The organism is Paenibacillus silvestris (assembly GCF_009882985.1).
In the GTDB taxonomy this organism is placed as follows: domain Bacteria; phylum Bacillota; class Bacilli; order Paenibacillales; family NBRC-103111; genus Paenibacillus_E; species Paenibacillus_E silvestris.
Map to the genome: position 1 here is coordinate 484,748 of NZ_WTUZ01000010.1, position 20,439 is coordinate 505,186.

Below are 20,439 nucleotides of genomic sequence, written 5' to 3' on the forward strand. Positions count from 1 at the left end.
AAACTCCTTGAATAGCCTATGCTTGGATGTAGGTAGAACCTGGAAGCTGTTTAATCGCCTTTTTCAATAGTAAAGATAACAGAACTCCATGCAAATGTCCAAACGTAAATTGTCCGTCCTCCATTAGGGCATCAATCGAAATGGGTTCATTCGACAACTTACGGAAAATTTCGCCTTCCTCGTCCGAAAGTGAAAATAATGTCAACGGCTTGTTTAATGCACGCTTTTCATCTGAACTTATCATATAGTTGTAGTCGTCTACAATCTCTTCCACACGGGTAACTAATTTCGCCCCATCCTTTAAAAGCCTATGAACTCCACTGCTAACACGGGAATTAATGGGCCCTGGAATAGCGAATACATCCCGTGATTCCTCGAGGGCAAACTCTACTGTTATCAGCGATCCGCTGTCCTCAGCGGCCTCAACGACTGTGACGCCTAATGACAATCCCGCTATAATGCGGTTTCGTTGCGGAAACATACCAGGTTTCATCCCTGTACCAATCGGATATTCAGAAATGATAACTCCTTCTTGCTCAATATTTTGAAATAATAAAGCATTCTCACGCGGATAGATCTGATTGATAGCGCAACCAAGAACAGCTACCGTTTTTGACTTTCCTTGTAAAGCACCGATATGAGCTTTGCTGTCAATTCCTCTTGCTAATCCGCTGACAATACCGAATCCAGCTCGCGAAAGTGCAGCTGCCCATTCCTCTGCAATCTTTTTCCCATAAAGCGTTGGCGTACGGGTACCTACCATTCCTAAGAGTCGTCCATTCAGTAGGGCAGGTTTACCTTTCACATATAGAACCCAAGGGGGCTGCGCAATTTCTTTCAATATTTGAGGGTACTCCTCATCCAAAATAGTGAGAATTTGAATGGATTGCTTCATATATAATTGAAGCTTTTCCTCAATGAAGGCATGAGTAAATTGCGAGGCAATTCCCTCAGCTACGGAAGCACGAATACCTTGAGCAGCAATTTCCGATGCGGAGAGCTCAAATAAAACTTGTAGGTCTGGAAACCGATTAACGAGCTGAAGCATAGTCTTCCAGCCGACCCCTTCAAGTTCATGAAGGCCAAATAAAATGATTCGATTATCCATTAGTATATACACTCCTTACTCGAATGACAAATCTTTGCAAAGCTAGAAAAACAAAAAACCTCCCAAATCCCTGTTTAAGGGAGATGGAAGGTTGCTTACCTTCGAAAAGATGAGACTATTTTTTTGTGATAACTTTGTCAAGCATGCCTTTTTCTTCAAGGACGCTAACAAGTGTTGAACCCATTTCAGATGGAGTAGCCGCTACGCGGATTCCGCATCTTTCCATAGTTGCAACTTTCTCAGCAGCTGTACCTTTACCACCGGAAATAATCGCACCGGCATGGCCCATACGTTTTCCTGGAGGCGCTGTTTTACCGCCGATGAAACCAACAACTGGCTTCGTCATGTTGGCAGCAACCCACTCAGCCGCTTCTTCTTCTGCTGTTCCACCGATCTCACCGATCATGATAACAGCATAAGTGTCTGGATCTTCATTGAAACGTTTGAGAATGTCGATGAACTCGGAACCTTTTACAGGGTCTCCACCGATACCAACAGCGGAAGATTGTCCAATACCGCGAGTTGTTAATTGGTGAACAGCTTCGTAAGTTAGTGTTCCGGAACGGGAAACAACACCTACGTGACCTGGTGTATGGATGTAACCCGGCATGATACCGATTTTGCACTCGCCTGGTGTAATTACGCCTGGGCAGTTAGGTCCGATAAGAACTGTTCTTTTGCCTTCCATGTAACGCTTCACGTTAACCATGTCAAGCACCGGAATACCTTCTGTGATACAGATAACGAGATCAAGATCAGCGTCAACGGCTTCAATAATGGATTCTGCTGCGAAAGCAGGTGGTACATAAATAACAGATGCTGTTGCACCAGTTGCATTTTTTGCTTCGATGACTGTGTTAAAAACTGGAAGTTGAACAAGTTCACCGTTTTCCAGTGTGATGTCTACTTTTGTTCCGCCTTTACCTGGGGTTACGCCACCAACCATTTGTGTGCCGTATTCAAGACCGCCTTTGGTATGAAACAAACCCGTAGCGCCGGTAATCCCTTGAGTAATGACTTTTGTATGTTTATTGACCAAAATACTCATGATCTTTTGTTCACATCCCCTATATTATTTAAAAACCGCACGGGTTTCATTTATTTCACAAGTGCAACGATTTTTTGAGCGCCGTCTGCCATGGAGTCAGCTGCAACAATGTTCAAGCCGGATTCGTTAAGAATCTTTTTACCAAGTTCCACGTTTGTTCCTTCAAGACGAACAACAAGCGGACGGGAAAGACCAAGTTCTCTAGCTGCAGCAACAACGCCGTCAGCAATTACGTCACAACGCATGATACCGCCGAAGATGTTAACGAAAATCCCTTTAACTTGCTCATCGGACAGGATGATTTTGAATGCTTCTGTAACTTTCTCTTTCGTAGCACCGCCCCCTACGTCAAGGAAGTTAGCAGGATCTCCGCCGTAGTGCTTGATGATGTCCATAGTAGCCATCGCAAGTCCTGCGCCGTTAACCATACAACCGATGTTACCGTCAAGAGCAATGTAGCTCAAATCATATTTGGAAGCTTGGATTTCTTTCGCATCTTCCTCTTCAAGGTCGCGAAGTTCAACGATGTCTTTATGACGGAAAAGAGCGTTAGAATCGAAGTTCAATTTAGCATCAAGAGCCATAACGTCGCCGGAACCAGTAACAACCAATGGGTTGATCTCAGCGATGGAGCAATCTTTCTCTACGAACGCTTTGTAAAGCGCAAGCATGAATTTAACTGCTTTGTTAACTAGCTCGTTAGGAATGTTAATTGAGTAAGCAAGTCTGCGAGCTTGGAAAGATTGAAGACCGATCGCAGGATCAACTACCTCTTTGAAAATTTTCTCAGGAGAATGCTCAGCAACCTCCTCAATTTCCGTACCGCCCTCTTCAGACGCCATCAGAACGACGCTGCCTGTAGCACGGTCAACAACAACACCAACATAATATTCTTTTTTAATGTCACAACCTTCTTCGATCAAAAGGCGTTTAACTTCTTTACCTTCAGGACCTGTTTGGTGAGTGACAAGCACTTTGCCAAGAATTTCGCTAGCATATGTACGAACTTCGTCGAGGTTTTTAGCTACCTTAACGCCGCCTGCTTTACCGCGACCTCCGGCATGAATTTGCGCCTTAACGACGACGACGGATGTTCCGAGTTCTTTTGCAGCTGCAACAGCTTCATCTACGGTGAAAGCAACTTTCCCGTTAGGAACGCTGACTCCGTACTGTCTCAGGACTTCTTTGCCTTGATACTCATGGATATTCATTTCCTAAAATCCTCCTATCAGTATGGACTTTCTATACGTGCTATACAGGGGAAAAAGTGTAATTTCCTATGTGTGTTGTGCACGAAATAAATCTTGCTGCCGGAATTAGTATCACACTTCTTCACAAGCCCTAACCATTGTATCACTAATTTTCGACAGTTTCCTTATTTTTTTCGTTAATCCATTCAAATTTTCCTTTCACTCTGAAAAACTTTAGCTATCACTTATCCCCATTAAACGCCCTCATATGTGTTTAAATGACAAAATTCCTCATAAAAAAGACGTATTTCTCAAAACTTGAAAAATACGTCCAACTTTTTATTTGTCAATAATGTGGCGTTGTCGGCGTGTTCATACGCGGTTCGCGCTCTGCTTGTTTGATAAATCGCAATTCATTCCCTGTAAAACTGCACACAAGACATTGAATCATCGGTTCTTCCTCAGGAATTGCGTCAGGATCATTGAATTCCGTTATATTTCCGGACAAAGCATCCTTCAGAAACGACTGCGCATAGCTGGTAATCACGCTGAATTTGATACGATTAGAACGGCAGTTTGGACAAAAATACGGCTTCTCCTGCATATCATCACCTCATCTTCCAGTATGTGCATATTGATTTTATTTAAAACGTTCTTAAACCATTTTTGGATTGCGTAAATTTTCCATTTTCTATACAATAGAGGAAATTAAGCGGATCAATAAGGAAGCACCTTTTATCCTCATGAACAGTAGTTTAAGCTGCTGCTCTATTCAAGGAGAGGAAGGTGTTTTATTGTATGTACGGCAAAGTTTGGAGCGCCTGCTTGCAAGGAATAGAAGGAAGAACAATTGAAGTAGAGGTAGATATCTCAAACGGTTTGCCCCAGATGAACTTGGTGGGGCTTCCGGACTCCGCCATCCGAGAATCTGTGGAGAGAGTTCGCACTTCTATCAAAAATTGCGGATTTACTTTCCCGATGGATCGTATCACTGTGAATCTAGCACCAGCAGACTTGCGCAAAGAGGGCTCATCTTTCGATTTGGCTATTGCTGTTGCTATTTTACTAACTACGGGTCAGGTGAGCAGTGAATCCTTGCAGATGACTTTATTTTTGGGAGAATTAGCATTGGACGGCTCACTCAGACCCATCCCAGGCGTGTTATCCATGACGCATGCAGCGAAAAAGTTAGGCATCAACCGAGTCTGCGTCCCTCTCTCCAATGCCTCTGAAGCCGCACTAATAGATGGTATGGAAGTTTGCGGGATAACCAATCTCTCAGATTTTAGAAATTGGAGTAGGCAATCTCATCAACAGTATTTATATAATATGAATACGAGTAGCCAGCATAGAGATTCGACAAATTTTTCGACAACTCACCCTGATGTCGACGATTATGCCGATGTTAACGGGCAGCATCAAGTCAAACGAGCGATGATGATAGCTGCAGCTGGCATGCACAATATCATTTTAATCGGCCCTCCTGGAACCGGAAAAACCATGCTGGTAAAGCGCATGCCTTCCATTTTACCCCCCATGTCAGATCATGAAGCGCTTGAGGTCACCAAAATATACAGTGCTTCAGGTAAGCTCATAGATCGCTCCTCGCTGATGCGCACGCGATCTTTTCGATCTCCTCACCACACCATATCGGCTGCAGGACTAGTCGGAGGTGGAACCATACCGAAACCAGGCGAAGTCAGCTTAGCTCACCGGGGAATTCTATTTCTAGACGAGCTGCCGGAGTTTACACGAAATGCACTGGAAGTCCTTAGACAGCCACTTGAGGAGCGCTTCGTTACAATAGCTAGAGCACGAGCCGTGTACACATTTCCTTCGCAGTTTATTTTAGCTGCTGCAATGAATCCTTGTCCTTGTGGTTATTACGGAGCTGAAAACGAAGCAAATGCTTGCATATGTTCACATGCGAAAATTGTTCAATACCGCTCCAAAATATCGGGTCCTCTCCTCGATCGTATCGATCTCCATGTCGAGGTACCTAAACCAAGCTATGCTCAACTAAAGGAACACACAATAAATAATCCTTTATCATCCACGGAAATGTTGGAGAAAGTTTTAATTGCTCATAGGCGACAGCAAGAGCGCTATGCGGGGACTGGCATTCAGCATAATAATGAATTAAGTGGGAACCGGATGAGGCAAATCTGCCATTTAACTGCTGAAGGCGAGCAACTGCTAAGTGCATCCTTTGAGGCGCTTGGACTTAGTGCTAGAGCTCATGATCGGATTCTTCGCTTAGCCCTTACAATTGCAGATTTAGAAGAGAGCGATCGTATTCTGTCCCATCACTTAGCTGAGGCCATCCAATACCGGAATCTTGATAAGCAGCAAAAAGAGCAAGAGGGTTGACGCAAATAAGAGCCTTCGCCCCGTTCGTCTTAACAACGATCGGGTTCAAAAGGCTCCTTGAATATGTTCAATCTGAGGCGTAACTCCGTCTAAGGTTATTTCGACAGCGATGACATCAAAACGAACGGAATTCTCATATTTTTGAAAGCGATGCATGTAAAATTGTGCCGTTTCTTTCACTTTAAGTTGCTTGCGGATATCAACGGATTCTTTGGCAAGCCCGTAATGCCCAGTAGTACGTCTTGTTCTAACCTCAATAAATACGAGCGTACCTGCCTGCTCTGCTATGATATCGAGTTCTCCCGTGCGGCAGCGCCAGTTCCGTTCCAAGATCCGATAGTCCATGTTGTTCAAAAATGCCAATGCCGCATCTTCACCAAGCTTGCCCAGCTCTTTTCTGTTATCTTTGCCTTGTCCCTTCATTATCCGCCCCTCTGGGATCGCATCCGGTTATCAGATCGATAGATAAAACTTAGCACTTCAGCCACCAGCTGATACAGCTCAGGAGGAATTTCCTGATCCAGGTCCAGCTTGGATAACACCTCAACTAGTGAAGAATCTTCTTGAACAGGAATTCCGTTGTCCTTGGCTTTTTGTAAGATAGCTTCGGCCACATGCCCTTTGCCCTTGGCAATAAGGGTAGGAGCTTTCTGTGCTTCAGGGGAGTAGCGAAGCGCTACTGCCTTTTTGATCGGCGTGGGTTCAGGTGTTCCAGCCGTATTCCTTTGCTTGGTCATGCCCGAAAGTCCACTCCCTTGTACGTTTTTGGGAGGTACAGAGCTCGAAGATCTGCTCGACCATCTGTCACTGCCTTCACTTTTCCCTCATCTTCGTTTATGACAGGCTGTGGATAGGGTGAACACTTCAATGAAATAAACTGGTAGCCAGCCTTGTTCATCGCCGATGTTATTTCTTCCTTGGACTCCTCCATCATAGGCGCTAATGCCGGATGATCATTATGAATCGTTAGTGAAACGATTTTATTTACGACGTGTACATCGACTAATGTATTTCCCATGATTTTCATCTGCAGATCGAATAACAAGCGACAGTTACTTGCATCTACTTCACCGCGTTTGCCTTTGCGAGATTGGATATGAATCGCTGCAGATTGCTGACCTGTTCCATCCATAAAAGGTACAAATAGGGTCATGTGGGCAAACATGGCGGATTTATCCCCTGTCAACATCAGCTGTTGACCCGTGATTTGCCCAAGCGCTTGCTGCGCTGCCTCTCTCAGAGGCGCGGGTGTATCGCTAGAAGCTGTGAGCTGTAAAAGCAGGCTCTTCAGTGTCTCTGTAGCAGCAGGCTTAGCTGTATCATCCTGCTGAGTCGTCATGGCGATCAGATTCGGCAGCTGATCGTCCTTAGGGAGCCGGCCGCGCTGCATGATCTCTCCACGCTCATCCAGCTTCGCTGCCAGATGAGCCTCATGCTCAACGCCGACGGCTTTGAGCATCCTGCTGATCCAGTTAGGCTCTGGATCAGCCTCTGGCTCCTGAGGCGCGCTGCTACGCGCCTCTAACGGCTCCGCCGCCTTCTGCTTCGCAGGCGGCTGCTGCACGGGCACAGGCGAACCCGCCACCGGCGGTTCGCCTTCTCTCAAAGGCTCAGCGCTGCGCGCCTGAGCCTCTGGCACGGCCGCCGCCCTGGCGCGGGCGGCCTGCGGTTCCGCCGCCGGCTGCGCCGGGGCGGCGACAAGCTCCCCGCCCGCTGGCGTTGCAGCGGGCGGTGCTGTTACGGCAGCGGCCACAGGCGCGCTGCCAGCTGCCGGCGGCCCTGCGGGAGCCGCCGCCGCACTGGCGCCAGCCTGCGAAGCAGCTGGCGGAGCCGTGGCCGCGGCCGGCGCCTCCGGCGGCCGCGCGGGCCAGACAGCTGCGGCGGAAGCCCGCAGCTCTTTTAGCAGCGCGACCACTTGCTTCGCGGTGTCGGCCGCAGAATGCTGCGGCTCCTGCTCGAGCAAGGTTGCTGCCTGCTGTTCCAGCTGTTCCAGCACCTTCCCTACGGTAGGACCGGAAGTAACCTGCCTCAAAGCTCCTACCGTTTCCTGTGTAAGGGGTAATCCTTTTTTATAGGCAAGAACTGCGGCTTGCGCCCACTCTTCCTTATTCACACCTTCAGGCACGCTACTCATCAAAGTTTCAAATGCTTTAACGGATTCCTTGGTTACAGGAACACCTTCCTGCTGCATGTGCTGCACCATTTGCCGATTGCCTGCCGTGTCCTTAACGGAAAAGGCCTTAAGAAGATCACCCAAAGAATCTTCTGTGATTTGTACGCCCGATGCCGTCAACGGCTTTAACATAATTTGTCCGCCGCTTGATTCCGGTTGAACCTGCAGGTAAGTCACATCTCCTTGCTTAAGAGGTGTTTCCAGCTTGGCTCTGACCTGTACACCGCCTATATTAAGAAATGCTTCTTGATCACTAAGCAGTTGGAGAACGACGCCTTTCACAACTTGTCCAACTTTTAGTTCAAGCACTTTGCTATCCGAAGCGGTTAAATCACCCACCAGACTGCGAATTAAACCACTAATGTTCATCCCGTTCACCTCAAGTCTCTCTAACACTTATGTATATTATCGGCTGCTTCTAGCGATTTCTTAATAAGATGCGGTCAGATGAAATCCAGTTCCAACTGTTCAGACTGCGGCTGCGTTTCTTTCTCTTCCAGCTGCGCCATCACTTTGCGTATAAATAATTTTCGGTGAAGAACCGTCGGACCATAGCGCAAAAGCATCTCTCTATGGTGTTTGGTGGCATAGCCTTTATGTACAGCAAGTCCATACTCAGGATATTGCTCATCCCAATCAACACACATCCGATCCCTCGTCACTTTGGCGATAATCGATGCCGCTGCAATGGATTGACTTAACGCATCTCCATGTATAATAGCCGTTTGTGGAATGTCCAAATCTACGATTTCAGCATCCACAAGCAAATAATCCGGTATTTGGCTTAACTGCTCGACAGCCATCTTCATAGCCAATCTAGCAGCTTGTTTAATATTAATAGCTTCTATCTTATCAACATCAACGATGCCAACCCCTACAGCCAGAGCTTCCTCCATGATCTGTTCATAGAGGGCATCCCGTTTTTTCTCAGAGAGTTTCTTGGAATCATTGACTCCTTCTAATACATAGCCTTGAGGAAGAATCACTGCTGCCGCAACGACATCACCAAATAAACAACCTCTTCCTACCTCATCAATCCCGGCAACAAGGCTGAATCCTTGCTCCCATACTTCTTTTTCGTGCTCCAGCAATGACTTTCGCCCCTTTCCATCTCATCATTATAAGGGATTGCCGCTTCGTCAAGCTATACCCATTTTTTTCTGCCTAAAAAGCAAAAAACCACTTACAGTCCCGCCTTGCCAGCTAGGTCTGAAGTGGCTATTACTTTGTATCACTGAGGCTTTTCCAAGGAAATACGCCCCATTTTACCTGCTCGAAGATCACGTATGATAATTAAGGAAGCTTTATCTAAATCCACTTTACCACCGCTTACAATGGCTCCGCGTTTTCGACCGATTGCTTCCATTACCTTAACCACTTCCTGTACGTTCTCCATATCCTCTGGAAGGTCGGTTACTCCGAATCGCTCTTGAAGAGCTGCACCATAATGTTCAACCATGTAGCGCACAACAAAAAGCGCAATATCATCCAAATGCAGCAATTCTTCTTTGATCGCACCAGTCGCTGCAAGTCGTTGACCTACCAATTGATCTTCGAATTTCGGCCACAAAATACCTGGCGTATCCAGCAAGTCCATTTCAGTTCCGACTTTAATCCACTGTTGACCTTTGGTAACACCTGGCTTATCGCCCGTGGCTGCGATTTTCTTACCCGCCAGCTGATTGATGAGCGTTGATTTCCCAACGTTAGGAATGCCGACGATGAGTGCCCTTACAGCACGAGGATTAATCCCTCTGCTGATTTGACGTTCAATTTTATGTGCCCACAGCTGTTTTACGCGCGGTAAAATTTCTTTGGTCGCAGTTCCAGTGGCTGCATCAATTGGTAAAGCAGGCAGACCTTGATCTGCAAAATACTTAACCCACTGCGCTGTCACTTGGGGATCCGCCAAATCATTTTTGTTCAAAAGGACCAACCGAGGTTTGCCCTTCAAAATTTCATCTACCATCGGGTTCCGGCTGGAAAGCGGTACGCGGGCATCCAAGAGCTCAATGACGACATCAATTAGCTTAAGCTTGTCTTCAATCTGCCTTCGAGCTTTGGTCATGTGACCGGGAAACCATTGAATGGTCATTCTATTTCACCTCAAAAATGTATAAAACTAATTTTGTTCAGCGGCCAGAAAATGACTTCAGCACGGCCAACGACTTTTTCGAATGGAACGAAGCCTACACTTTTAGCACGGCTATCTTTCGAGTTCGGACGATTGTCTCCCATTGCAAAAAGCTCCCCATCTGGTACTTTGGTTTCAGGGAAATCCGACAATGTATTATACGCATGTCCTTCTTTATTCGCTTGTTCGATAGCTTCCTTGATAAATGCCTGATCGATCTCTTGACCATTAATAAATACTTTATCACCTGTTACCTTAACGGTTTCACCTGGTAGTGCGATCACACGTTTAATGTAATCTTTCCCCTCCGGTGCGTGGAAAACGATAACTTCTCCCCGTTTCGGTGCGCGAATGTCATAAACAATTTTATTGACAATGAGTCGTTCGCCGGTTAAAAAATTCGGACGCATGGAGTCACCGTCGACTATGAAAGGTGAGAATAGGAACCAGCGAATGATAATAACGAGCACTCCCGCGATTACTAACGCTTTGATCCATTCCCAAGTTTCGCTTTTTGCTGTTTTAGCAGGTGCTGCTGGTGTAGTTTCCGCGGTTGTAACTGAGCTTATTCTAGGCTGATCTTGCTCATTCTGTTCCATCACTGATTGCCTCTTTTCCAGTTTTGGTTATATGTATTAGATTGCCCTACAAAAATGAAAAGGAGACTTGCCTGAACAAGCCCCCCGTTTTCTTATCGAATTTCTTTGATTCTTGCTGCTTTACCACGAAGACCACGCAGATAATAAAGTTTCGCACGACGAACTTTACCACGGCGAGCCACTTCAATCTTCTCAATCTTCGGAGAATGGAATGGGAAAGTTCTTTCCACACCCACACCGTAAGAAATTTTACGAACTGTAAACGTTTCGCTGATTCCACCGCCGTGGCGTTTAATAACAACACCTTCGAACAGCTGAATACGCTCACGTGTACCCTCGATAACTTTTACGTGTACTTTAAGTGTGTCTCCTGGACGGAAATTAGGAATATCCGTACGGAGTTGCTCTTTCGTAATCTCTTGAATAAGATTCATAGTTGACTCCCTCCTTCCACACAGGTGTTCATTCCGCTTATCTAAAAAGTATGTCTTAGTTGTTATGCGTAGAGGACCACCAGACTCGAACTGTTGAAAAATTCACAACAGAATATATATTATCATAGTCAGAAGAGAAATTCAATAGAGAAGTTTTTGGGGGCTACTTCATTTGTTTTTCTCTCGCCATTCCATGATCCAAACCTTTTCTTCTTTGGACAACTCTCTACCTTCAAGCAAATCAGGACGACGCTCAAGGGTACGAAGGATGGATTCCTTGCGGCGCCAGCGCTTCACGTTCTCATGGTGTCCTGATAAAAGCATGTCAGGCACTTCCCACTCTCTGAACTTAGCCGGCCTTGTATAATGAGGGTACTCCAGCAGGCCTGTGGAGAACGAGTCCGTCACCGCTGACATCTCATTGCCCAGTACACCTGGCAGCAGCCTCACTACGCTGTCTATAACGACCATAGCAGGCAATTCCCCACCAGTTAATACATAATCACCTATGGATAGCTCATCAGTCACGAGATACTGCCTAATGCGTTCATCGTAGCCCTCATAGTGACCACAAATGAACACAAGATGCTCTTCGCTCGAGAGTTCTTCGGCAATTTTCTGTGAAAACGGCGTACCCTGAGGACACATGAGAATGACACGCGGCTTTGCAGGTTCCTGTCCGGCCTCTTGATGCTTAGGTAAATCCTCCACTGCCGCAAAAATTGGCTCCGGCTTTAGAACCATTCCACCGCCACCACCGTAGGGATAGTCGTCGACGGTATTATGTTTGTTATTGGAGTACTCACGAAAATTCACGGTGTTTAGACTAACAATTCCCTTGTCACGAGCTTTCCCCAAAATGCTCGACGAAAATACCCCGTCAAACATTTCTGGAAACAAGGTTAATACATCAATTCTCATTCCATTAGTCCTTCCATCAAATGAATCCGGATTGTTTTGGCAGCAATATCTACATCCAGAACCACATCATCAATCACAGGAAGCAGAAGCTGTTTGCCCTTAGGCAAGCTCACAACCCAAACATCGTTGGCGCCAGGTGTCAAAACTTCAGAAACAAGTCCTAGTTCTTGGCCTTCCTCCGTTACGACCTTACAGCCAATGATCTCGTGGTAATAATATTCTCCCTCTTCCAAGGGCTGTTGATTCTTAGCTTCGATTTTTAGCAGTGAACCTTTGAATTTCTCAACCTCATTAATATTGCTGAACTGTGCAAATTGGACGATAAATACGTTTTTATGTAAGCGGGAGGTTTGAACCGTCACCGGCGTTTGCTTATTTTGAGGATCAACGATAATTAAAGAATTTCCTTTATCAAAACGTTCTGGAAAATCAGTTTCTGGAACTATTTTCAATTCTCCACGAATCCCGTGCGTGTTTGCGATTAAACCAACAGTTATTAGTTTCTCGGTCATTTGCGCTTGCCCAACCTCCACTATAATTTACCTTTCAAGACCATACAAGAAAAAGGCTAGGAACTGAATCCTAACCTACTTTCTTATGAAACGATTTCAACGGCTACCCGCTTCGTTTCTTTCACTGCTGCTGACGTGACGACTGTGCGGAGCGATTTCGCGATCTTGCCCTGCTTCCCGATCACTTTACCGACATCGTCGGGGTGAACAGACAGCCTGTACTCAATTTTGTCATCCTTCTCCACGACAACGACACGTACTTCTTCCGGATGATCAACAAGAGCCTTAGCAATAACGGTGATAAGATCCTTCATGAACCCACCCTCCGAAAGATAACAGATTACTTCTGCAATTTCAGCTCGTGAAACTTAGTCATCAAACCTGCTTTGGAAAACAGGCTGCGAACTGTATCGGACGGTTGAGCGCCAGTTTGAAGCCATTTCAGCGCTTTTTCCTCATCAAGGTTTACAGCTGCTGGTTCTGCGATCGGGTTATAAGTTCCGATTTCTTCGATAAAACGACCATCACGCGGGGAACGGGAATCCGAAACCACCACACGGTAGAAAGGAGCTTTATGAGCGCCTACACGTTTAAGACGAATACGTACTGCCATGAAAAATCACCTCCTACTTAGAATAAAAAACATGATTTAAAAGGGAAATTTAAATCCCTTGCCTAACTTCTTCATGCCCTTGGCGCCTTTCGGCCCCATCATGCCTGAGAACTGCTTCATCATTTTGCGCATATCATCAAACTGTTTAATGAAACGGTTGACCTCTTGAACCGAGTTACCACTGCCTAGTGCAATTCGTTTGCGACGGTTGGCATTCAACAGCTCAGGTTTGCGCTTCTCTTCCTTCGTCATCGACTTCACAATTGCTTCAACACGAGCCATCTGTTTGTCGTCGACTTTCATATCCTTCATGCCTTTGATCTTGTTCGCGCCTGGCAGCATCTCCAGAATTTGATCAAGCGGCCCCATCTTCTTCACTTGCTCCATTTGATCAAGGAAATCCTCGAAAGTGAATTCGGCGTTGCGCATTTTGCGCTCCATTTCCTTCGCCTTGTCCATATCGATACCAGCTTGCGCTTTCTCAATCAATGTGAGCATATCGCCCATGCCAAGAATTCTTGACGCCATACGATCCGGGAAGAATGGTTCTAGCGCGTCCATCTTCTCGCCGCTTGCTACGAACTTAATCGGACAACCTGTAACTGCCTTGACAGATAACGCCGCGCCACCGCGGGTATCGCCATCAAGCTTGGTTAGTACCACACCTGTGAGTTCCAATTGCTGATGGAAACTCTCAGCTACGTTGACAGCATCCTGACCCGTCATAGAATCTACAACAAGGAGGATTTCATCAGGTTCAACGACTGAACGAATATTTTTCAATTCATCCATCAAGTTCTCATCAATGTGCAGGCGACCTGCTGTATCAATGATCACATAGTCATTGCCGTTATCTTTCGCATGTTGAAGTCCTGCTTTAGCAATTTCAACAGGATTTACTTGATCTCCTAGTGAAAAAACAGGCACTTTCAACTGTTCACCGAGTACTTCTAGCTGTTTGATTGCAGCGGGACGATAAATGTCACACGCAACCAACAGCGGTCTATGATTTTGCTTAACGAGCAACTTCGCCAGTTTACCAGACGTCGTCGTTTTACCTGCCCCTTGTAAGCCTGCCATCATAATGACAGTTGGCGGACGATTGGAGCGAGCAAGCTTGCTCTGTGTGCCACCCATTAATGCTGTGAGCTCTTTGTTAACAATATCGATAACGACCATGCCTGGTGTAAAGGACTTCAGCACTTCTTGTCCGATAGCTTGTTCCTTCACCTTAGCAACAAAGTCTTTCACCACTTTAAAGTTAACGTCCGCTTCAAGCAGAGCGAGTCTCACCTCGCGAAGCGCTTCGCCTACATCTTCTTCCGTCAGCTTACCTTTGCTTCTCAGCTTGCCGAATACGTTCTGTAATCGGTTTGCTAATCCTTCAAATGCCATGCGCTTCACCTCCTGCTTAGACTTTTTTAATCGATCCCTATTATTGTATCAAAAAGCTCGGCCATTTTCCTCTTTAGCTCTGGATCGCAGCTATCTAGCCTAACATCCAGCTCGGCGCGCAGCTTCATGCGTTGTTCATGCTTATGTAACAAATGCAGCTTAGCTTCATATTCCTGTAAAGTCAACTCTGCTCGTTTTATATGTTCATATACCGCTTGGCGGCTTATTTCGAAATTCTCGGCAATCTCTCCGAGCGAGTAATCATCATGCGTATATAATTGAAGGAACGTTCTCTGCTTCTCGGTTAAAAGTGGTTCATAGAAATCAAATAGCAGATTAATGCGATTTGTTTTCGCAAGCATTTGATCGACAGTCATGAACCCACCTCCGTAAAGGTTGCACCCTTGACACCAGCACAACAGAACCTATCATACTGAATTCCAGGATGAATGTCAAGCATTTTACCTTGTCAGTTCTCAAACAAAAAAATCCCCCTCTAACCAACTAGTGGCTGAGGAGAATTTCGTCCTTATTCTTCTTTTTGCTCGCCAATCCATTTGCCAAATAAGGCATGAACGAACTGCTCGGAGTCGAAGGGCTGAAGATCATCCATTTTTTCACCGAGACCGACGAACTTCACTGGCAGCGATAATTCCTGACGAATCGCCACAACGATACCGCCTTTGGCAGTCCCATCTAGCTTGGAGAGCACTAATCCGGTCAGACCGGTTTTATCTCCGAATAGCTTAGCCTGGCTGAGCGCATTTTGGCCCGTCGTTGCATCAAGCACAAGAATGACCTCATGAGGAGCATCTGGCACTTCGCGCTGGATAACACGGTAAATTTTGTTTAGCTCTTCCATCAGATTCACTTTATTCTGCAGGCGACCTGCTGTGTCACAGAGCAAAATATCAACGCCGCGGGTTTTGGCTGCTTGGACAGCATCAAACATAACCGCTGCAGGATCGGCTCCGGATTGCTGCTTAATCACGTCAACACCGACACGCTGGCCCCAAGTCTCTAACTGCTCAATCGCACCGGCACGGAACGTATCACCAGCAGCCATTAGCACTTTCTTCCCTTGAGATTTGAACATGTGCGCCATCTTGCCGATTGTCGTTGTCTTCCCAACCCCATTGACACCTACAAACAAGATAACAGATAAGCCATTAGGGTTTAAATTCAAGCCTGCATCGGCGTCGCCTTTCAACAGCTCGATCAATTTCTCAGAAAGAATCGGCTGCAATTCAGCGGGATCTTCAATTTTACGTTTCTTCACTTCTGCGCGAAGCTGATCAATGAGCTTAAGAACGGTATTAACGCCTACGTCGGCGCCAATCAGAATTTCTTCCAGCTCCTCATAGAAATCTTCATCAATCTTCTTGCGGCGACTGAATAAGTCGTCAACACGCTCAACGAACACATCTCTCGTTTTCGTTAGTCCCTCTTTGAACTTATTCGTTACCGCTTCGGCCTTGCTAGAAATGCTCTCTTTTAATCGTTTAAAAAAACTCATAGTTCCTCCCAAGGATAACTTAAACTTATTATGATGCGGACATTTCCGCTTCTTCATCTTCCAATCGAACAGAAACGAGCTTGGAGACGCCGCCCTCTTGCATGGTTACACCGTAAAGAACATCAGCCTCTTCCATCGTCCCTTTACGGTGTGTAACGACGATAAATTGCGTCATTTCGGAGAACTCGCGCAAGTATTCCGCAAAACGGGATACGTTCGCTTCATCCAAGGCAGCCTCTACCTCATCCAATACGCAGAAAGGAACCGGCTTTACGCGAATGATTGAGAACAACAACGCAATCGCTGTAAGCGCGCGCTCTCCCCCCGACAAGAGCTGTAGATTTTGCAGCTTTTTGCCTGGTGGTTGGGCGACGATCTCAATCCCGGTATCCAGCATATTTTCCGGCTCGGACAGGATCAGATCTGCCCGTCCCCCGCCGAACAATTTGGAGAATACAACGCCAAAATGCGATCGAATCGCATCAAAGGTTGTCTTAAAGCGCTTGGACATCTCTTGATCCATCTCACGAATGACCTGATAAAGCGTAGTTTTGGCTTCGATCAAATCATTTTTCTGCGCGTTCAAAAACTCATAACGCTCCGAGATCCTCGCATATTCCTCGATCGCCCCGAGATTGACATCGCCGAGCGAAGCAATTTCGCGTTTGATCTCACGCACCTTAGTCTGCGTGCCCTGGATATCCTCGGGAACTGGATATCGCTCTTTGGCTAACTCGTAGCTTAGCTCGTATTCTTCGCCAAGTTTTTTCAACAAGTTTTCGAGTTCAACATCCAGACGTGTGACACGCACTTCAGTTTGATGCAAGCTCTCTTCCACTTGTTTTAACTGTACGCGCTGTGCCCGCGTTTCATTCTCACCCTGCTCAAGCTTATGTAACCATTCGGTTCGCTCCGCACGTTTGAAATCTATGCTTTCTGTACACTGCTGCTTCTTCAGTTTGAGATCATTAAGCAATTCTACTTGTAGAACGGTTTCCTGTTCAGTAGCACTCATGTCCTGTTCCAGCTGCTGCAGAAGCCCGCGGTTCATCTCCATCTCACGATCGGACTCGCTAAGATCCTGCTGCAACCGCCGCTGCTGATCCTGAAGAGACTGTTTCTCTTGGGAAATCGATGCCACCTTCACTTTGAGATCCGTCAGTTGGCCCTGAAGCTCTTCTTTCTCGGATTCGCTAGCTTTCCGTGAGTGCTCAGCATCTCGAATCGCTTGCTGCAAGGAAGCTTCCTCTTGCTGCAACTCTGCAAGCGCAGCTTCGGACTCCGTTTTCCTGCGTGCAAGATCAGTTTGCTCTTCAAGCAAAGCCCCCCTGTCTTGGCTATCCAGGGAAAGCTGTTCCTCCACCGTGCGGCTCTCTGCCTCCAGCGGATTTAATTCCGCACGAACTTGCTGCTCCTCAATACGCTTGTGCTCACCTTGCTGGCGAAGCTGCTCGACGGCCATCATCTCATCCGTAATTTCACGCTTCATCACGCTGGATTGACTACGCAAACCACTGAGCTGCTGCTCAGAATGTTTGATTTCATTATCCAGCTCTTCGATTTGGCGTTGACGGCCAAGCAGATTCGTCGTCTTCTTCTGCAAGCTTCCCCCCGTCATCGATCCACCGGGGTTAACTACATCGCCTTCAAGCGTTACAACCCGATAACGATATTGTGCTTTTGCAGCAATATGGTTCGCATCTTCTAACGTTTGGGCAACAACCACATTACCAAGGAGACTAGAGAAAATATTCTGATAGGTAGAGTCGAATGTCACCAGATCTACTGCGATACCTATAAAGCCTTTTGCCGATCTTAGAGAGCTGATCTCGTTGTCCGAAATCGAACGCCCGCGAATGACATTCATCGGCAAGAACGTTGCTCGTCCCATTTGACGACGTTTCAAGAAAGAAATCGCTTCACGTCCATCAGCTTCAGTTTCGACCACGATATTTTGTAAAGCCCCGCCTAAAGCGGTTTCAATCGCGATCTCCACATCTGCCGGCACCTTCACGAGTTCAGCAATAGCACCGCGGATTCCCCGCAAATCCTTGCGGCTTTTCGCCTTAAGCACCTCTTTAACACCTTGCATAAAGCCGTCGTAATCGTTGGCCATTTCCTTCATGGTGTCGCGGCGTGATGTCAACGCATCCAGCTTCTGCTCCCACTTGCGGACCATGCCTAAAGCATCATCAAGCAAGCCCTGCTTATTCTTCAAGCTTTGCGTCAGCTGGACATACTGCTGTCTGATGTCTTCAATTTCTTTAACAGTCGTTTCAAGCTTTGCCGTTAATTCCTGCTTTCGAACAGTGATTTTCTCCCGCTGATCTGCCCACTTCTGGCGCTCATCATCAAGCCTTTCCAGCCTGCGTCCGATACTCTCCGTTTGCTGCTCCGCATAACGAATTTCGTTCCTTGCTTGCGCCATCCGATTTAAGGTCTCTAAGAGTTCACCCTTTAGCTGATCTTCTGGCGAAGAGCTAATTCCTCCATTAACCCCAAGCAGGCGCTGTTCTTCAGCCGTCAGCTTAGCCTGAAACTCAAAGAGTTGAGCACCAATTTGAATGATTTTCTCACGCTGTTCGCTAAGTTCTGCTTCCTTGTCTATTTTCCGTTGTTCCTGCAAGGCAATCGTGCTGCTAAGCTGCTGCTGATTAGCCACATAGTTTCGCTTTCGCTCTTTGAGTACCTCACCATGTCCTTCGCATTTCTCGAATTCCTCGCTCAGCACAAGCAAGCTTTCCTGCAGCTTCTCTAGTTCCTCTTCTAGCCTGCGAGTTTCCCACCGGTGTTTCTCCAAATGCGCATCATGCTGATTCACGATGGTTGAGAGCTCTGTTTGCTCCTTGACCAGCTTCTCCAGCTTCTGCGAAGCTTCATTCCAAGAGAGATATATCTGATCAATCTGATGTACATACATAGCAATTTCACTGCTTTTGAGCGTTTCGCGCAGCTCTTTGTAGCGAATCGCTTTCTCCGACTGCTCCCGTAGAGGTTCGATCTGATCCTCTAACTCTGAAACCAAGTCATGAATCCTGAGAAGATTTTGCTCGGTATCATTTAACTTCTTCTCTGCTTCCTTTTTACGCGATTTATATTTAACAATCCCCGAAGCCTCTTCAAAAATACCTCGACGATCCTCTGATTTCGTACTTAAAATTTCTTCAATACGTCCTTGTCCGATAATGGAATAGGCTTCTTTCCCGATTCCCGTATCCATGAACAATTCCGTTATATCTTTCAAGCGGCAGGGCTGCTTGTTGATTAAATATTCGCTTTCCCCACTCCTATGTACGCGGCGAGTAACCGTTACTTCATTAAAATCAAGCGGAAGCGATTGTGAAGTGTTATCCAGTGTCAGCGATACTTCGCCATAATTGACAGCCCGGCGCGCATCACTACCTGCAAAAATAACATCCTCCATTTTACCGCCACGCAAAGACTTCGCGCTTTGTTCCCCCAGTACCCACCTGATACCATCGGAAATATTACTTTTCCCGCTCCCATTCGGACCTACAACCGCGGTGATACCGCGCACAAATTCCAGCTCCGTCCGGTCTGCGAAAGACTTAAACCCGGATAATTCAATCCGTTTTAAAAACATGGTCTCACCTCAGAAATTATTGTAACATATCCCTTCTAAAAATAAGAGAAAAAAACAAAAAAGGCAGCCGCAGCTGCCTCTTTGTGCTATATGACTTACCGCTGAACGGTCACATTCAATTTCAACAAAGCTTGCGCAGCAGCCTGCTGCTCAGCTTCTTTCTTGGAACGTCCAGCTCCGGTTCCTAGAAGGTCGGCATCCATGTGTACTTCAGCTACAAACTCACGCTCATGAGCAGGTCCTCGCTCATTCACGATTCGGTATTCCAGAGAACCCATTCCGTGGTGCTGAGTATGCTCTTGCAGCTGAGTCTTGTAATCAATAACGAGCAACTTACCTTCACTGGAGATATTGGCAAATACATATTTCTTCAAGAAACCTTTTACAACATCTATGCCTTGATCCAAATATAAAGCACCAATGAAGGATTCAAAAACATCAGCAAGAAGAGCTGGGCGGTTACGTCCGCCAGTCAATTCCTCTCCTTTGCCCAGTAACACAAAAGCACCGAAATCCAGATCTTCAGCAAACGTAACAAGTGACGGCTCACAAACAATGGATGCTCGCAGCTTCGTCAACTCGCCCTCCGAACGCCCAGGATAAGAATCATATAAAAATTCCGAAACGGTTAATTCTAAAACGGCATCTCCTAAAAATTCCAGACGCTCGTTATCTTTATGTCCAGCAATGCGATGCTCATTCACATAAGAAGAATGGGTAAAAGCTTGCTTCAGCAGCTCTGATTTACGAAATGTGATACCAATCCGCTGCTGTAATTCCTTAACATTGCGGTTCATTGCTTAATTCACCACCCAGAGAGAA

At 46.4% G+C, this 20,439-nt stretch carries 21 protein-coding genes; 1 reads left to right on the top strand and 20 read right to left on the bottom strand.

What is annotated here, in order from left to right:
* Positions 1 to 16 precede the first annotated feature (16 nt).
* The 4 genes from dprA to GQF01_RS05640 all read right to left on the bottom strand — a co-directional run bounded on the left by dprA (position 17) and on the right by GQF01_RS05640 (position 3,950).
* The gene (gene dprA / locus GQF01_RS05625; RefSeq protein ID WP_161405861.1) at positions 17 to 1,108 is read right to left on the bottom strand and encodes a DNA-processing protein DprA; all 1,092 of its coding nucleotides are present in this window, start codon (positions 1,106 to 1,108) and stop codon (positions 17 to 19) included.
* A gap of 115 nt (positions 1,109 to 1,223) precedes the next feature.
* Positions 1,224 to 2,156 carry a succinate--CoA ligase subunit alpha gene (gene sucD / locus GQF01_RS05630; RefSeq protein ID WP_127451108.1) on the bottom strand — a complete coding sequence of 311 codons (933 nt, stop codon included), beginning with the start codon at positions 2,154 to 2,156 and terminating at the stop codon, positions 1,224 to 1,226.
* 50 nt (positions 2,157 to 2,206) lie between these two features.
* A complete protein-coding gene (gene sucC, locus GQF01_RS05635; RefSeq protein ID WP_145656506.1) occupies positions 2,207 to 3,367 on the bottom strand; it encodes an ADP-forming succinate--CoA ligase subunit beta in 1,161 nt (386 codons plus the stop codon).
* Between the two features lie 325 nt (positions 3,368 to 3,692).
* Entirely contained in the window at positions 3,693 to 3,950 is a 258-nt protein-coding gene (locus tag GQF01_RS05640; RefSeq protein ID WP_161405862.1) for a hypothetical protein, read from the bottom strand.
* Between the two features lie 194 nt (positions 3,951 to 4,144).
* Between GQF01_RS05640 and GQF01_RS05645 the strand changes: the two genes are divergently transcribed.
* Complete coding sequence (locus GQF01_RS05645) at positions 4,145 to 5,716, top strand: YifB family Mg chelatase-like AAA ATPase (RefSeq protein ID WP_161405863.1); 1,572 nt, start codon at positions 4,145 to 4,147, stop codon at positions 5,714 to 5,716.
* Between the two features lie 45 nt (positions 5,717 to 5,761).
* On the opposite strand, the gene GQF01_RS05650 is transcribed toward GQF01_RS05645, so the two are convergent.
* The 16 genes from GQF01_RS05650 to rnc all read right to left on the bottom strand — a co-directional run bounded on the left by GQF01_RS05650 (position 5,762) and on the right by rnc (position 20,414).
* Complete coding sequence (locus GQF01_RS05650; RefSeq protein WP_161405864.1) at positions 5,762 to 6,139, bottom strand: YraN family protein; 378 nt, start codon at positions 6,137 to 6,139, stop codon at positions 5,762 to 5,764.
* A complete protein-coding gene (locus GQF01_RS05655; RefSeq protein WP_161405865.1) occupies positions 6,139 to 6,453 on the bottom strand; it encodes an EscU/YscU/HrcU family type III secretion system export apparatus switch protein in 315 nt (104 codons plus the stop codon). Before GQF01_RS05655 ends, GQF01_RS05650 begins: the two co-directional genes overlap by 1 nt.
* Positions 6,450 to 8,258 (bottom strand): hypothetical protein, encoded by a 1,809-nt coding sequence (locus GQF01_RS05660; RefSeq protein ID WP_161405866.1) that lies wholly within the window; start codon positions 8,256 to 8,258, stop codon positions 6,450 to 6,452. Before GQF01_RS05660 ends, GQF01_RS05655 begins: the two co-directional genes overlap by 4 nt.
* Positions 8,259 to 8,332: 74 nt before the next feature.
* Entirely contained in the window at positions 8,333 to 8,980 is a 648-nt protein-coding gene (locus tag GQF01_RS05665; protein ID WP_161405867.1) for a ribonuclease HII, read from the bottom strand.
* 140 nt (positions 8,981 to 9,120) lie between these two features.
* Positions 9,121 to 9,984 (bottom strand): ribosome biogenesis GTPase YlqF, encoded by an 864-nt coding sequence (ylqF, locus tag GQF01_RS05670; RefSeq protein ID WP_161405868.1) that lies wholly within the window; start codon positions 9,982 to 9,984, stop codon positions 9,121 to 9,123.
* Positions 9,985 to 9,995: 11 nt separating this feature from the next.
* Complete coding sequence (gene lepB / locus GQF01_RS05675; protein WP_161405869.1) at positions 9,996 to 10,622, bottom strand: signal peptidase I; 627 nt, start codon at positions 10,620 to 10,622, stop codon at positions 9,996 to 9,998.
* Between the two features lie 92 nt (positions 10,623 to 10,714).
* Positions 10,715 to 11,056 (bottom strand): 50S ribosomal protein L19, encoded by a 342-nt coding sequence (rplS, locus tag GQF01_RS05680; RefSeq protein WP_127458434.1) that lies wholly within the window; start codon positions 11,054 to 11,056, stop codon positions 10,715 to 10,717.
* A 168-nt stretch (positions 11,057 to 11,224) separates the two neighbouring features.
* Positions 11,225 to 11,977: a tRNA (guanosine(37)-N1)-methyltransferase TrmD gene (trmD, locus tag GQF01_RS05685; RefSeq protein ID WP_161405870.1), complete on the bottom strand. Its 753-nt coding sequence runs from the start codon at positions 11,975 to 11,977 to the stop codon at positions 11,225 to 11,227.
* Positions 11,974 to 12,489 carry a ribosome maturation factor RimM gene (gene rimM / locus GQF01_RS05690; RefSeq protein WP_161405871.1) on the bottom strand — a complete coding sequence of 172 codons (516 nt, stop codon included), beginning with the start codon at positions 12,487 to 12,489 and terminating at the stop codon, positions 11,974 to 11,976. Before rimM ends, trmD begins: the two co-directional genes overlap by 4 nt.
* Before the next feature lie 83 nt (positions 12,490 to 12,572).
* Entirely contained in the window at positions 12,573 to 12,803 is a 231-nt protein-coding gene (locus GQF01_RS05695; RefSeq protein ID WP_145656559.1) for a KH domain-containing protein, read from the bottom strand.
* 26 nt (positions 12,804 to 12,829) lie between these two features.
* Positions 12,830 to 13,102, bottom strand: coding sequence for a 30S ribosomal protein S16 (rpsP, locus tag GQF01_RS05700; protein WP_127458431.1), 273 nt, complete (start codon positions 13,100 to 13,102; stop codon positions 12,830 to 12,832).
* Between the two features lie 36 nt (positions 13,103 to 13,138).
* Positions 13,139 to 14,497 (bottom strand): signal recognition particle protein, encoded by a 1,359-nt coding sequence (gene ffh, locus GQF01_RS05705; protein WP_161405872.1) that lies wholly within the window; start codon positions 14,495 to 14,497, stop codon positions 13,139 to 13,141.
* A gap of 26 nt (positions 14,498 to 14,523) precedes the next feature.
* On the bottom strand, positions 14,524 to 14,874 hold the full coding sequence (locus GQF01_RS05710) for a putative DNA-binding protein (RefSeq protein WP_161405873.1): 351 nt from the start codon (positions 14,872 to 14,874) through the stop codon (positions 14,524 to 14,526).
* Between the two features lie 152 nt (positions 14,875 to 15,026).
* The gene (ftsY, locus tag GQF01_RS05715; RefSeq protein ID WP_145656565.1) at positions 15,027 to 16,013 is read right to left on the bottom strand and encodes a signal recognition particle-docking protein FtsY; all 987 of its coding nucleotides are present in this window, start codon (positions 16,011 to 16,013) and stop codon (positions 15,027 to 15,029) included.
* A gap of 28 nt (positions 16,014 to 16,041) precedes the next feature.
* The gene (smc, locus tag GQF01_RS05720; RefSeq protein ID WP_161405874.1) at positions 16,042 to 19,617 is read right to left on the bottom strand and encodes a chromosome segregation protein SMC; all 3,576 of its coding nucleotides are present in this window, start codon (positions 19,615 to 19,617) and stop codon (positions 16,042 to 16,044) included.
* Between the two features lie 95 nt (positions 19,618 to 19,712).
* Positions 19,713 to 20,414, bottom strand: coding sequence for a ribonuclease III (rnc, locus tag GQF01_RS05725; RefSeq protein WP_127458426.1), 702 nt, complete (start codon positions 20,412 to 20,414; stop codon positions 19,713 to 19,715).
* Positions 20,415 to 20,439 lie beyond the last annotated feature (25 nt).